The following is a 12,745-nucleotide window of genomic DNA, read 5'->3' on the forward strand; positions in this document are numbered from 1 at the left end:
AGCATCCCTTAGAAGGCTTGAATCAGTGTATTGAAGACGGTCTGCGAGATTTCGATGATCTTCGCCGAGGCACTGTAGTACTGCTGGTACTTGATCAGGTTGGCCGCCTCTTCGTCGAGGTTGACACCCGACAGCGAGGATTGGCTCGCCTGCGCCTGCTTGAGGATCGCCGACGTCGCGCTGGCATCCAGGCTGGCCTGGTTGGTCTTGGCGCCGACCGTTTCCACCAGGCTGCTGTAGGTGTTGTTCATGCTCGCGTTGCCAACGGTGGCCGACGTCTGCAGGTTCAGCAAGCCCAGGGCGTTGGTGTTGTCGGTACTGCCGGCGGCTCCGAAGGAGACGCTGAAGGTATCCCCGCTGGAGGGCTTGCCCGCCAGCGTCAGCTGGAAGGTGAAGGCACTCGGTACCGTGGGGGCGTTGGCCGCGATATTGACGTTCACCGTGTTGCTCTGACCGGCGACGATGGAGCCGGTGCCGAGGCTGTTACCGCCCGCGTCGTAGATGGTGTAGCTCTGGCTACCATCACTGGCCGCGGCCCCGAACTGCAGTTTCACCGGCATGGCATTCTGGACGCTGGTCGCCAGGCTGCTGGCCGAGGCACTGTCGTAGATGCTGCGCTGGGTGACCAGGGTCGGTGCGCTCACGGTACCGGTGCCGATGTTGGCGGCACTGCTCGCCGCCTTCAACGGCGAGGCGAACGCCAGGTCCTGGGCATCGGTCATGGTGACCGATGCCTGGCTGGCAGCCAGGCGCGTGGGCTGCACGGTGAAAGTGTCGCCCGCCGTCACACTGCCCGTCCTCAGGCCAAGCTGCAGGCCGTCGATCTCGTCCGCCGGCGAGGCGGTGAGACTGTGGCTACCCAGATCCTGGCCATCGGACAGGCGGGTAACGCTGTACTGGGTGGCGCTGGTGAAAACCACGCGGTAGTCGCTGACGGTCAGGTCGCTGCTGTCGGCGATGGTGACATTGAGGTTAGCGTTGACATCGCTGTTGGTGGAGCGCCCGATGCTGCGCGAGGCGATGGCCGTGGCGCTGTTGATGTCGTTGAATACCTTGCTGCCGAAATTGCCCTTCAGATCCAGCCCCTGGGCCTGCTGCTTGTTGATCGAATCCGAGGCCACCAGGGCCAGCCGCCCCAGGCTGTTGAGCGATGGATTCACCACTTCATCGCGATACCGCACCAGGCCGGTCATGGAGCCGCCGGATATCGACTGGGTGACATCCACCGCGATCCCGCTGGGCATCGTCAGCGTCAGGGCGTATTGCGAGGGATCCAGGGTACTGGACTGGGCACTGAGCGAACTCACCGAGCCCCCCACCACCAGCGGCTGGCCGGAGCCGATGTAGACGTTGTAGTTGCCGTCCTGGTTGACCACGCTTACCCCGACCAGCTTGGACATGTCGTTGATGGCCTGGTCTCGCGCATCCAGCAGCGAGTTGGGGGTAGTGCCGCCGGCAGAGGCCACGGTGATGGCCTGGTTGTACTGGGCGATCTTGTTCGCCAGGGTATTGACCTGGGTCGCCGACGCGCTCAGTTGGGTATTGATGTAGTTGCTCTGGTCGGAGAGCTGACTGGCGAGCGAATTGAATCTCTGGCTCAGCGTCGAGCTGCTGGTCAGCACAAGGGAACGCGAGGCGCTGTCGGTGGGCGTCGCCGACGCCGTCTGCAGCGCCGAGAAGAACTTGCTCAGGGCGGTGCTGACTCCCGTGGTGCTGTCGGCCAGCAGGGAGTCCACCGAGCTCGCGGCGGTGGAAAAGGTCTGGGCTTCGTTGTCCAGCGCAGTGCTGGTCTGCAACTGGGTCGTCAGGTACTGGCTGTAGGAGCGACGCACGTCCGCCAGGGTCGTGCCGTTGCCGATGTAGGCGACGCCGACGTTCTGCGCCGCTGCCGCGTGCTGCTCCGTCGCCTGACGGGAATAGCCGGCGGTATCGACGTTGGTGATGTTGTTGCCGGTCGTGCTGAGCGCCGACTGGCTGGCCTGGATACCCGAGAGACCGATGGAAATGAGACTGGCCATGGATTTTCCTTAGGTACGCTTTACCGAAGTATCGACCGCAGCGATGTTTTCGTAGGTACTCTTCATTTGCCGTGCGATCTGACTGACCTTGCGTGCGTACTGCGGATCGCTGGCGTAGCCGGCACGTTGCAGCTCGTGCATGAACTGGCTGGAGTCGCCGCCCTTGGCCAGCGCCTTGCCGTAGCGATCGTTGCTTTGCAGGAAACTCACGTAGTCGTCGAAACTCTGCTTGAAGGAATCGTAGGAACGAAAATCCGCGGCTTCCTTGCTCGCCTTGCCGTTGCGGTACTCGGTAGTCATGGTGGTTGCAACGTCGCCGCCCCAGCTCGAATGGGCCTTGATGCCGAACAGGTTGTTGCTGGTGCTGCCATCCCGCTCGCGGATGATGGACTTGCCCCAGCCGGTTTCCAGGGCGGCTTGAGCCACCAGGTAATGGGCATCCACGCCGATCTTCTTCGCCGCTTCCTGGGCCATGGGCAGCATGGTGTCGACGAACTCCTGACGCGTCCGGAACACCGACTTGCCCGCGGTCTGCCCCAGGGGGGCGACACTGCCGCCATTCAGCCGGGCGCTACCGCTCACGCTGGCCGTGGCCGGGGTGCCCAACTGCTGCACGGCCTTCCAGTTGGTGGCATTGGCCGCCGTCGCGCTGTTGCCATTGGCACTGGCGGCATTGGCCGCCGCGGCCAGCAGGGCCTCCTGGCTCTGGGCCGCGCTGGCCTTGCTGGGCATGGCCAGACGGCGGGAGTTCAGCAGCGCCGACACGTCCTTGCGCTCGCTGGCACTGGCACTACCGTTCGAGCTGGCAACCGCCGCTGCTTGCGAAGCCTTGCCATCCCAGAGGGCGCGACGCATGTCCATCGCCACGCCGGCACCTGCCTGAGCGGTGCTGGCGGTCACCGGGGCGGCGGTCTTGGTGGCCGCGATCTCGGTCGACGGGGTCTTGCCGGCATCCTTGAGCATGCTCCGGGTCATCATGTCCGCCAGGCCGATGCCGCCGCCGTTCTTGGCGAGGTTGACCGACAGCTGCTGGTCGTACATGTCCTGGAACTGCTTGGTGGTCTGGCTGTTGAACGGACTGTCCTGGGCGACGACCTCGTTGGCCGAGCGCATCGACTTGAGCATCTGGTTCAGGAACACCGACTCGAACTCCTGGGCAACCTTGCGGACGTTGCCTTCACTGTCGCGATCGGCCCCGTTCTTGAGGTTGTTCAAGCGGTTCAGGTCGGTATAGGCACCGGAATCCACCGAATCGAAAGTCCCGCCCAGGCGTGCAGTCATCGCCATTACTCCATCAGATCACGATCAGGTCGGCCTGCAGCGCGCCGGCCTGTTTCAACGCTTCGAGAATGGCCACCAGGTCGCTAGGCGCAGCGCCCACCTGATTCACCGCTCTCACGATCTCGTCCAGAGTGGTTCCCGGACCGAACTTGAACATCGGCTTGGCCTCCTGCTTGGCCTTGACGGTCGACTGGGGCGTCACCACCGTTTGCCCGCCCGACAAGGGATTAGGCTGGCTCACCTGGGGGTCCTCGCTGATGGTCACGGTCAGGCTGCCCTGGGTCACCGCCGCCGGCGACACCTTGACGTTCTGGCCGATGACGATGGTGCCGGTCCGGGAGTTGACGATGACCTTGGCCACCGCCTGCCCCGGGTCCACTTCCATGTTCTCCAGGATCGAGATGTAGTCGACGCGCTGGCTGGGATCCACCGGCGCGGTGACGCGAATCGACCCCGCATCAAGAGCGGATGCAACACCCGCGCCAAGAGTCTCGTTGATCTTGTCGACAATACGTTTGGCGGTGGTGAAGTCGCTACGATTGAGGTCCAGGGTGATGCTGTTACCTTGATCGAAGCCGCTCGGTACCGGGCGCTCGACGGTGGCACCATTGGGAATGCGGCCCGACGACGGAACATTGACGGTGATCTTGGAGCCGTCGCGACCTTCCGCGTCGAATCCCCCTACTACGAGATTGCCCTGAGCGACGGCATAGACCTGCCCATCGATACCCTTGAGCGGTGTCAGCAAAAGACTGCCACCTCTGAGGCTTTTCGAGTTCCCGATGGAAGATACCGTTATATCGATGGTCTGACCGGGCTTGGCGAACGCCGGGAGGTCGGCATGGATGGAGACCGCGGCGACGTTCTTCAGCTGCGCAGAAGAGGTACCCGCAGGCACCTTGATGCCGAATTGCGCCAGCATGTTGTTGAAGGTCTGGATAGTGAACGGAGTCTGGGTGGTCTGGTCACCCGTGCCCGGCAGCCCCACCACCAGGCCATAGCCGATCAGTTGGTTGGTCCGTACGCCTTGGATAGAGGCGATATCCTTGAGCCGATCGGCCTGGACCTCTGCCGTGAACAGCAGCAGTACCAGCGCAGCCACGAAAGTCTTCCACATGGTCATCATCTCAGAAGGGGAACAGAGCACTGCCGAAAAATTGACTGAGCCAACCCGGCTCGCTGGCATCGGCGAACGCCCCGGTGCCGGAGTAGGTAATGCGGGCATCCGCCACTCGCGTGGAAAGCACCGTATTGTCGGTAGCGATGTCGTCGGCCCGCACCAGCCCTTGAATGCGCATCAGCTCCTTGCCAGTGTTGAGCGTCAACCATTTTTCCCCGCGCACCGCCAGGACACCGTTGGGTAGCACCTCGGCGATGGTCACGGTCAGGGAGCCGGTGAGGCTGTTGCCCTGGGCTGCCGTGGACTTGCCGGTATTGGAACGGTTGCCGGAGAAACCGGCATCCAGGCTCAGGTCTCCGGACCCCAGCGGGTTGTTGACCGCAGGCTTGGCACCGAACAACGAGGTCAGACCCAGCGAACTCTTGGTATTCTTAGCAATGTCGGAGCTGGCGTTCTTGCTCGCCTGGGTCTTTTCCTGCAGCGTGACGGTGATGATGTCGCCTACGCGAAAGGCCTTGCGATCGGTATAGAGGTTCTGCTCGAAGCCCGACTGGAAGATGGCACCATTGTTCTGTGCGGCGGGCACCGGGGTGCGCGGCAACACCGGAGAATAATAGGGGTCGTCCGGCTTGGGAGCCGGAGCCATGCATCCTGCGAGAAAGAGCGTTCCGATCAGGGAAGCGACGGCAAAAGAACGATTCATGGAGCGCTACCTCGCAGGTGCTGCTATTACAGGTTCTGGGTCACGAAGCCGAGCATCTGATCGGCGGTGGAAATGACCTTGGAATTCATCTCGTAGGCGCGCTGGGTGGTGATCATGTTCACCATCTCTTCCACGGTGCTGACGTTTGAGGTTTCCAGGGTGTTCTGCTGGATGGTGCCCAGCCCGTTGCTGCCCGGCGTACCGACCTGAGGCGCGCCGCTGCTGGTCGTCTCGGCGAACAGGTTGTTGCCCATGGCCTGCAGGCCGCCCGGATTGACGAACTGGGCAGTCTGAATGGTGCCGATGGTGGTCACGGTGGAGGAACCGGCCTGAGTCACGGAAACGGTACCGTCCTGCCCCACGGTGAAGGTTTGGGTATCAGCCGGTACCGTGATGGCCGGCTGCACCGGAAAGCCATTGGCGGTTACGATCTGCCCGTTGGCATCCAGGTGGAAGGAGCCGTCGCGGGTATAGTTGGTGGTGCCATCAGGCATCTGCACCTGAAAGAAACCATGACCGTTGACGGCCATGTCCAGGGGCTGCTCGGTGGTTTGCAGTGAGCCTTGGGTAAAGGTCTTCTGAGTACCGACGATACGCACACCGGTACCCAGTTGCAGACCCGAGGGCAATTCACTGTCCTGGGTGGACTGCGCACCTGGCTGGCGACGGATCTGATAGAGCAGATCCTGGAATTCGGCTCGATCACGCTTGAAGCCGGTGGTCGAGACGTTGGCCAGGTTGTTGGAAATGGTCGTCAGGTTGGTGTCCTGAGCGGCCAGGCCGGTCTTGGCGACATAGAGGGCGGACATCATAGTTTTTTCTCCTTCGGCGCCAGGAATTAGGCGTCAACAGCGTTCAATCAGCTGAATTGCAAAACCTTTGCCATGGCGGCGTCATTGTCCTCGGCGGACTTCATCATCTTGATCTGCAATTCGAACTGCTTCGAAAGCGAGAGGATCGAGGTCATCTCCTCCACCGCACTGACGTTGCTCGACTCGGTGAAACCGGAGACAACCTGGACAGCGGCGTCAGCCGCCGCAGGCTTGCCATCCTTGGTCCGGATGGTGCCGTCCAGGCCCTTCTCGAGATTCTTGGGGTCCGGATTGACCAACTTGATGCGATCGATGACGGCCAGGGCATTGGTGTTTTCCCCAGCACCGCGGACGGTGATGGAGCCATCCTGACCGATCTCGATCTGCTGATTGGGCGGCACGGCGATCGGCCCACCATTGCCGAGCACCGGCAAGTCGTTGCCGGTGCGCAGCATGCCCAGGGCATCCACTTTGAGACTGCCGGTACGGACATAGGCTTCCTTGCCATCGGCCCCCTGCACCGCCATCCAACCGTTGCCTTGGATGGCGACATCGAGGTCCCGACCGGTTTCCTGCAGGGTACCTGGGGTGAAGTCGGTTCCCGGACGCTCACTCATGGAATACACCCGCGACGGGTAGCTTTCGCCAAAGGTCTGCATAGAGCGCGCCTGCTCGAAATCCCGGCGAAAACCACTGGTGGAGATGTTGGCGAGGTTGTTTGAGTGCGCCTGGATGGCCATGGTGTTCTGGCTGGCGCCGGTCATGGCGAGATATAGCAATCGGTCCATAGGGTCCTCGCAGGGCGATCGGTATCGCCAGGGATCTGAAACTGTCCAAACCCACTCAGCAAGGCACGTGCCACTCTTCCCAACACATTGATCTAAAAGAAAAAAGCCCTCGCAAGGAGGGCTTTTTCACAGCGACCGTCAAAGAACCGTTAGCGGATCTGGATGATGGTCTGCGACAACGTGTTTTCCGTCTCGATGGTCTTGGCGTTGGCCTGGTAATTACGCTGGGCCACGATCAGGTTGACCAGCTGGGTACTGAGATCGACGTTGGACGCTTCCAGGGATCCCGAGGTCAGGGTACCAAGAGTCCCGGAGGATGGGGTCCCCACTACGGCCTGGCCGGAGGTGGACGACTGGGCGAAGGTGTTGCTGCCCAGCGGCGTCAGACCCTGGTTGTTGGCGAAACTGGCCAGGATCACCTGGCCGATCACCTTGGACTGGCTATTGGTGAAGCTCGCGTAGAGCTTGCCTTCAGTATCGATGGACAGACCCGACAGCTGGCCAGTGGTGTAGCCATCCTGGGATTTGCTGGTGACCGCGAAGGGGGTCGCGGTCTGCGTGGTGCTGCTCAGGTCGATGGCAATGCCGGTGGTGGACGCGGACGCGCCGTTGGCCCCATAGGTCTGGGGGGTGGTGGACGCGTTGGTCACGGTGGCCGGCACCCAGGTGTTCAGCGCGAACTTGCCGGTGCTGGTGACGGTGAGGCCCGTGCCGCCAGTGGCACTCAGCTTGCCGGTGCTATCGAACGTCAGGGTATTGCTCAGGGGAGTGGTGGACGTCGGGTCGGCCGGGTTGCGACCGTCGACCAGGCTGTACATGTTCCAGGTGTTGGTGCCGGTCTTGGCAAAGTAGTACGTCAAGGTATGGGCGTTACCCTGGGAGTCATAGATGCTGGTGGATGTCGAGTTGTTGAAGCTCGTGGCATCGCTGGGGTTGAAGGTGGTCGTGGTGGGAATGGTCGCCGACGAGTTGAGACTCAGCACCTCGGTGTCCTTGGTCGTGGCCTTCGGCGCCTGGTTGGTGGTGTCGATCTTCAGGTTGGTGGCGATACCGCTGATCACGTTGCCATCGCTATCCGCCGCGTAGCCGCGGAGGTTGTAGCCGGAGTTGTTGACCACGAAGCCATTGGCGTCGGTCTTGAAGGTCCCGTCCCGCGAATAGAGATTGGAGCCGTTGTTGTTCATGACGAAGAAGCCGCCACCGTTGATCGCCATGTCCAGGGCGTTGCCGGTGCTGGTCACGTTGCCCTGGGTGAATTGCTGGGCCACGGCCGCGGTTCGCACGCCGGCGCCGGGCTGGTTGGAACTCGACCCCAGGTACATGGAGCTGGAATAGACATCGGCGAACTCGGCGCGCGAGGACTTGAAGCCCGTGGTGCCCACGTTGGCGATGTTGTTGCCGGTCACGCTGAGATCGGTGGCGGCGGCATTGAGGCCACTGAGGCCGACATTGAAGCTCATGGTTGTACTCCTGTCCGGCGGGGCCGGCTCACTGGCCTATGGTCTTGACGTTCGCCAAGGCGACGCTGGTGCCGTCGGCGAGGTTGAGGGTCATGTCGCTGCCGCTGGTACCCAGGGTCACGCTGCTCACGGTGTTCGGCAGGTAGGTCGTCAGCGCCGTGGAGGTGCCACCGATGGCGGCCGTGGCTTTGAAGGTGTAGGTCCCGGAGGCCAGCGTCTGGCCGGAGCTGTCCTTGCCATCCCAGCTGAAGGAATGGCTGCCGGCGCTGGTGGCTTCCAGGGGTATGGTGTCGACTAGCGAGCCGGCACTGTTGTAGACGCCCACCGAGAGATCACTGCCCGATGACGGCAGCACAACGCTGCCGGTCATGCCGGTGGTGGTATCGACCACCGCGGTGTTGCCAGCGGCGATCACCGAACGCCCCACCAGCGAAGAAGCCTGCAGCGCTTGAGAAGAGCTGTAGTTGCTGAGAATGGAATCCACCGAGGTGTTGAGGTTCTGCAAGGACTCGACGCTGCTGAACTGCGCCAGTTGTGCGACGAACTCGGTATTGTCCTGCGGATTCAATGGGTTCTGGTTGTTGAGTTGGGTAACCAACAGCTTCAGGAAGTCATTCTTCCCAAGACTACTGGTGGTGCTTCCCGACGTCGTCGCGCCGCTGGACGTCGCCGAGCTGCTCGATACGGTACTGTTGGACAGCACCGACGACAGCAGCGCGCTGCTACTAGTGGTGGAAGAGGTAGTAGTCATGTCGACTCCCTAGCGATCACTGACCCAGGGTCAGCACCTTCTGCATCATCTGTTTGGCGGTATTCATCATTTCCGCATTGGTCTGGAAGGCACGACTGGCCGAGATCATGTCGGCCATTTCCTCCACCACATTCACATTCGGGTAGTAGACATAGCCGTCCTTGTCCGCCATGGGGTGGTTGGGCTCGTAGCGCTTCTGGACCTCGCTCTGATCCTCGACGATACCCTTCACTTCCACTCCGACCCCGGCCTGGCCTTGGTCATCGAACAGCGAGGAACCGCCCTGAGCGTCACTGAGCTGGGTGGCAAACACCGGATGGCGGGCCTTGTAGGTCTGGTCGACGCTGGAAGCGACCGACTCGGCGTTGGCCATGTTGCTGGCCACGGTATTGAGACGAACGTTCTGGGCGCTCATCGCGCTGCCGGCGATGTTGAACAAGGAACTTAGGGACATGGCTATTCTCCCTTGATGGCCGACATCAGCCCTTTGAACTTGCTATTGAGCAAGGTGAAGCTGGCCTGGAAATTCATGGCGTTCTCGGCATAGTTGGCCTGCTCCACCTGGGCATCCACGGTGTTCTGGTCCACCGAGGGCTGGGTGGGGATGCGGTACTTGAGCGCCGCATCGCCCATGCCCATGTCGAAACCCTCGGCGGCTATGTGCCTGCTGTTGGTGGTTTCCAGCTGATAGTGGCCCGACGCGCCAGACGCCCCCTTGGCAGCCTGCTCCGCCAGCACCGCGCTGAAATCAAGATCCCGCGCCTTGTAGCCAGGGGTATCGGCGTTGGCCAGGTTGTTGCCCAACACCTCGGCGCGCTGCGAGCGGAAGTTCAGCGCCTGCTCGTGCAATCCGAGTGCTTTATCGAAACTGATGCTCATGTCGAGAGACCTTTGACGTGGCTTGCCTGACTCTTAGCAAGCCTCATGCCAGACTCTCTCACCCTTCAAGATCAAGGAGTTAGGGCAAAAGGGCAGACGGAAAGGCGGCAAGCGGCAAGGTTTTTCCGCCGTCCTTGCCGGCCGGGGCGCGCCATGTGGCAAAACTTTGGCGCAAAAGAAAGGCAGACCGAAGTCTGCCTTGTCATCCCTTGAGCCGGCTCACTTGGCCTTGTAGATGATGCCTGGATTGCACTGCACCATCTGATAGAGATCCGGCAGCCCGTTGAGTGCCTCGGACGCGCCGAGGAACAGATAGCCACCCGGCTTGAGGGTGCCATGGATGCGCGTCAGGATGTCCTTCTTCACGTCGGCGGAGAAGTAGATCAGCACGTTGCGGCAGAACACCATGTCGAACTTGCCGAGGCTGGCGTAGCTGTCGAGCAGATTCAGCGCGCGGAACTCGATGCGGCTGCGGATCGCCGGCTTCACCGCCCAGCGCCCCGGCTGGAGGACATCGAAATAACGCTGCAGTCGCTCCTGGGAAAGCCCTCGACCGATGGCCAGCGAATCGTACTCGCCCGACTTGGCGGCGGTGAGAATGGCACCCGACAGGTCGGTCGCCACGATCTGCATGCCCCCACGGCCCTGCCCCGGCGCATTGCGCTCGAACTCGTCCATGGTCATGGACAGCGAATAGGGTTCCTGCCCGGACGAACAGGCCGCCGACCAGACGCGCAGGCGCTGGCCGAAGGTGTTCTTGGTCAATTCCGGCAGCAGGCGGTTCTTCAGCACCTCGAAGGGGTAGGTATCGCGGAACCAGAGGGTTTCGTTGGTCGTCATCGCATCGATGACCTTCTCCCGCAGGCCACCACGGGGTTGCATCTGGATGCGTTGGACCAGCTCAGACAACGTCTTGATTCCCTCGGTCTCCATCAGCTTGTTCAGCCGACTGGAGACCAGGTACTGCTTGTTGTCGCCGAGCAGGATCCCGCTGGATTTCTCGAGGAAATCGCGAAAAAGCACAAAATCCGCGTTGACTGCTGACACTGCCGCTCCGCCTTCTGGATACCGGTATGGAGACGCCTTCACCTAGTGACTGTCGACCGCGTTGATGCGTTCGACCACCCGGGAGGCGAGATCATCGGGGCGGAACTTGGCCAGGAAGTCATCCGCTCCAACCTTCTTGACCATCGCCTGGTTGAAGACACCGGACAAGGAGGTATGCAGCAGTATATGCACTTTCTGCATCCGCGAATCATGACGGATTTCCGCCGTGAGGGTGTAGCCATCCATTTCCGGCATCTCGATGTCGGAAATGATCATCAGCAGCTCGTCTTCCGGACGCTTGCCCTCACTGACCATCGTCTGCAGATAGTTCAGCGCCTGCCGGCCATCGTTGAGCGCTATGACCTCCACGCCGACGGTTTCCAGGCAGCGGCTGACCTGCTTGCGCGCCACCGAGGAGTCGTCGACGATCAGTACCCGCTTGGTGACGGCCTTGGCCTGCACCACCTCGCTGATCACGCCAGCCGAGACGGTTTCCACGGATGGGGCGACTTCGGAGAGGATCTTCTCCACGTCGATGATCTCGACCAGTTGGTTGTCGACCCGGGTGACCGCGGTCAGGTAATGGTCACGGCCGGTACCCTTGGGCGGCGGGTTGATGCCTTCCCAGTTCATGTTCACGATCCGCTCCACCGAACGCACCAGGAAACCCTGCACCTTGGTGTTGTACTCGGTGATGATCACGAAGCAGTTGTTGATGTCTTCCAGTCCACGGCGACCGGTGGCCATGGCCAGGTCGATGATAGGAAAGGTGCCGCCACGGATGCTGGCCACGCCCCGTACGACCGGACTGGATTTCGGCATCACGGTGAGTTTGGGGCACTGCAGCACCTCCTTCACCTTGAAGACGTTGATGCCATAGAGCTGCGAGCCATCCAGGCGGAACAGCAGCAGCTCCAGACGGTTCTGGCCCACCAGTTGGGTACGTTGGTTGACGGCGTCCAATACACCAGCCATTTGGCGACTCCTCTCGTTGCCGCGAGCCGGTCGGAAAACTCGGCACAGGGCTTGCTTAGGTTAAATCATGAAGACCGAAGCGACGTGTTTCCGACCTATGAAAACCTCCAGCCGTTGGGCAGCGAATCTCTTATTGATCCTGGCATGCCTGGGCGGAAAGGCCTTTGCAGAAGACGACTACACCTCATCTGACGAACTTATCGGCGCTGTCGAAAGTTTTCTTGAGGAGCGTGTGCAGGAATATTTGCTGGAAGCGGGTTTCAACGCCCGCCACGAAAATCAGATCAATGCCCTGGACCCACGGCTGCGCCTCGCTGCATGCGACAAGCCGCTGACGCTGTCACAGCAAGGTACCCCCACGCCGGTGGGTCGAATCAGCATCAAGGTGCGGTGCGAAGGCAGCAGCCCCTGGACGGTATTCGTGCCGGTGCAGGTGAAGCTATACCGCCCCGTGGTGGTCGCCGTCCAGCCATTGTTACGCGGAACGGTGCTGGACGACCAGAACGTGGCGCTCATGGAACGGGATGTCGGGACTTTGACCCAGGGCTACCTGACCAGCCTGCAACAGGTGGTGGGAACCAAGCTCAAGCGCCAGGTGGTCAACGAGCAGATACTCGCCCCGGCCTTCATCGAACAGGCCGAGCTGATCCGCAAGGGTGAGCAGGTGGTCATCAACGCGCGCAGCGCCTCCTTCAATATACGCATGCAGGGCGAGGCCCTGGCCGACGGCGCCAAGGATGAAGAGATCCGCGTGCGCAACCTCAGCTCGAACCGGGTGATCCGGGGTCGCGTGGTCGATCAGGGACAGGTGGAGGTAGCGCTTTAGTCACAGAGCCAAAAGGAGTACCTTGGAGCGTCCGCACCCTGAACCTCTGCGTAACATCCTGTCGAAGGATGTGAACCGCCGCACA

Annotated in this window: 13 protein-coding genes; 1 reads left to right on the forward strand and 12 read right to left on the reverse strand. The window is 61.5% G+C overall.

Annotated elements, in window-relative coordinates; genetic code table 11:
• Nucleotides 1-8: 8 nt before the first annotated feature.
• From flgK to RND78_RS10185, 12 genes are all read right to left on the reverse strand, one after another.
• Nucleotides 9-2,018: a flagellar hook-associated protein FlgK gene (flgK, locus tag RND78_RS10130; protein WP_312728349.1), complete on the reverse strand. Its 2,010-nt coding sequence runs from the start codon at nt 2,016-2,018 to the stop codon at nt 9-11.
• Between the two features lie 9 nt (nt 2,019-2,027).
• Entirely contained in the window at nt 2,028-3,299 is a 1,272-nt protein-coding gene (gene flgJ / locus RND78_RS10135) for a flagellar assembly peptidoglycan hydrolase FlgJ (RefSeq protein ID WP_312728351.1), read from the reverse strand.
• 13 nt (nt 3,300-3,312) lie between these two features.
• Nucleotides 3,313-4,416 carry a flagellar basal body P-ring protein FlgI gene (locus RND78_RS10140; RefSeq protein WP_409457037.1) on the reverse strand — a complete coding sequence of 368 codons (1,104 nt, stop codon included), beginning with the start codon at nt 4,414-4,416 and terminating at the stop codon, nt 3,313-3,315.
• Between the two features lie 10 nt (nt 4,417-4,426).
• On the reverse strand, nt 4,427-5,122 hold the full coding sequence (flgH, locus tag RND78_RS10145; RefSeq protein WP_312728353.1) for a flagellar basal body L-ring protein FlgH: 696 nt from the start codon (nt 5,120-5,122) through the stop codon (nt 4,427-4,429).
• Between the two features lie 26 nt (nt 5,123-5,148).
• Nucleotides 5,149-5,934 (reverse strand): flagellar basal-body rod protein FlgG, encoded by a 786-nt coding sequence (gene flgG, locus RND78_RS10150; RefSeq protein WP_312728355.1) that lies wholly within the window; start codon nt 5,932-5,934, stop codon nt 5,149-5,151.
• Between the two features lie 47 nt (nt 5,935-5,981).
• On the reverse strand, nt 5,982-6,722 hold the full coding sequence (locus RND78_RS10155) for a flagellar basal body rod protein FlgF (protein WP_312728357.1): 741 nt from the start codon (nt 6,720-6,722) through the stop codon (nt 5,982-5,984).
• Between the two features lie 149 nt (nt 6,723-6,871).
• Nucleotides 6,872-8,182: a flagellar hook protein FlgE gene (gene flgE / locus RND78_RS10160; RefSeq protein ID WP_312728359.1), complete on the reverse strand. Its 1,311-nt coding sequence runs from the start codon at nt 8,180-8,182 to the stop codon at nt 6,872-6,874.
• A 28-nt stretch (nt 8,183-8,210) separates the two neighbouring features.
• The gene (locus tag RND78_RS10165; RefSeq protein WP_312728361.1) at nt 8,211-8,933 is read right to left on the reverse strand and encodes a flagellar hook assembly protein FlgD; all 723 of its coding nucleotides are present in this window, start codon (nt 8,931-8,933) and stop codon (nt 8,211-8,213) included.
• Between the two features lie 16 nt (nt 8,934-8,949).
• Nucleotides 8,950-9,387, reverse strand: coding sequence for a flagellar basal body rod protein FlgC (flgC, locus tag RND78_RS10170; protein ID WP_312728363.1), 438 nt, complete (start codon nt 9,385-9,387; stop codon nt 8,950-8,952).
• A 2-nt stretch (nt 9,388-9,389) separates the two neighbouring features.
• On the reverse strand, nt 9,390-9,812 hold the full coding sequence (gene flgB, locus RND78_RS10175) for a flagellar basal body rod protein FlgB (protein WP_312728365.1): 423 nt from the start codon (nt 9,810-9,812) through the stop codon (nt 9,390-9,392).
• 219 nt (nt 9,813-10,031) lie between these two features.
• Nucleotides 10,032-10,859: a protein-glutamate O-methyltransferase CheR gene (gene cheR, locus RND78_RS10180; protein ID WP_312728366.1), complete on the reverse strand. Its 828-nt coding sequence runs from the start codon at nt 10,857-10,859 to the stop codon at nt 10,032-10,034.
• A 42-nt stretch (nt 10,860-10,901) separates the two neighbouring features.
• Complete coding sequence (locus RND78_RS10185) at nt 10,902-11,834, reverse strand: chemotaxis protein CheV (RefSeq protein WP_312728369.1); 933 nt, start codon at nt 11,832-11,834, stop codon at nt 10,902-10,904.
• A gap of 67 nt (nt 11,835-11,901) precedes the next feature.
• On the opposite strand from RND78_RS10185, the gene flgA reads away from it, so the two are divergent.
• Complete coding sequence (gene flgA, locus RND78_RS10190) at nt 11,902-12,660, forward strand: flagellar basal body P-ring formation chaperone FlgA (protein WP_312728371.1); 759 nt, start codon at nt 11,902-11,904, stop codon at nt 12,658-12,660.
• The last annotated feature ends 85 nt before the right edge of the window (nt 12,661-12,745 follow it).

The sequence above is a fragment of the Pseudomonas oryzihabitans genome, from assembly GCF_032027545.1.
Taxonomy (GTDB): domain Bacteria; phylum Pseudomonadota; class Gammaproteobacteria; order Pseudomonadales; family Pseudomonadaceae; genus Chryseomonas; species Chryseomonas oryzihabitans_F.

Bases quoted from the DNA above. Each gene is read 5' to 3' on its own strand.
- flgK (WP_312728349.1), bottom strand. From the start codon at position 2,018: ATGGCCAGTCTCATTTCCATCGGTCTCTCGGGTATCCAGGCCAGCCAG.
- flgJ (WP_312728351.1), bottom strand. From the start codon at position 3,299: ATGACTGCACGCCTGGGCGGGACTTTCGATTCGGTGGATTCCGGTGCC.
- RND78_RS10140 (WP_409457037.1), bottom strand. From the start codon at position 4,416: ATGTGGAAGACTTTCGTGGCTGCGCTGGTACTGCTGCTGTTCACGGCA.
- flgH (WP_312728353.1), bottom strand. From the start codon at position 5,122: ATGAATCGTTCTTTTGCCGTCGCTTCCCTGATCGGAACGCTCTTTCTC.
- flgG (WP_312728355.1), bottom strand. From the start codon at position 5,934: ATGATGTCCGCCCTCTATGTCGCCAAGACCGGCCTGGCCGCTCAGGAC.
- RND78_RS10155 (WP_312728357.1), bottom strand. From the start codon at position 6,722: ATGGACCGATTGCTATATCTCGCCATGACCGGCGCCAGCCAGAACACC.
- flgE (WP_312728359.1), bottom strand. From the start codon at position 8,182: ATGAGCTTCAATGTCGGCCTCAGTGGCCTCAATGCCGCCGCCACCGAT.
- RND78_RS10165 (WP_312728361.1), bottom strand. From the start codon at position 8,933: ATGACTACTACCTCTTCCACCACTAGTAGCAGCGCGCTGCTGTCGTCG.
- flgC (WP_312728363.1), bottom strand. From the start codon at position 9,387: ATGTCCCTAAGTTCCTTGTTCAACATCGCCGGCAGCGCGATGAGCGCC.
- flgB (WP_312728365.1), bottom strand. From the start codon at position 9,812: ATGAGCATCAGTTTCGATAAAGCACTCGGATTGCACGAGCAGGCGCTG.
- RND78_RS10185 (WP_312728369.1), bottom strand. From the start codon at position 11,834: ATGGCTGGTGTATTGGACGCCGTCAACCAACGTACCCAACTGGTGGGC.
- flgA (WP_312728371.1), top strand. From the start codon at position 11,902: ATGAAGACCGAAGCGACGTGTTTCCGACCTATGAAAACCTCCAGCCGT.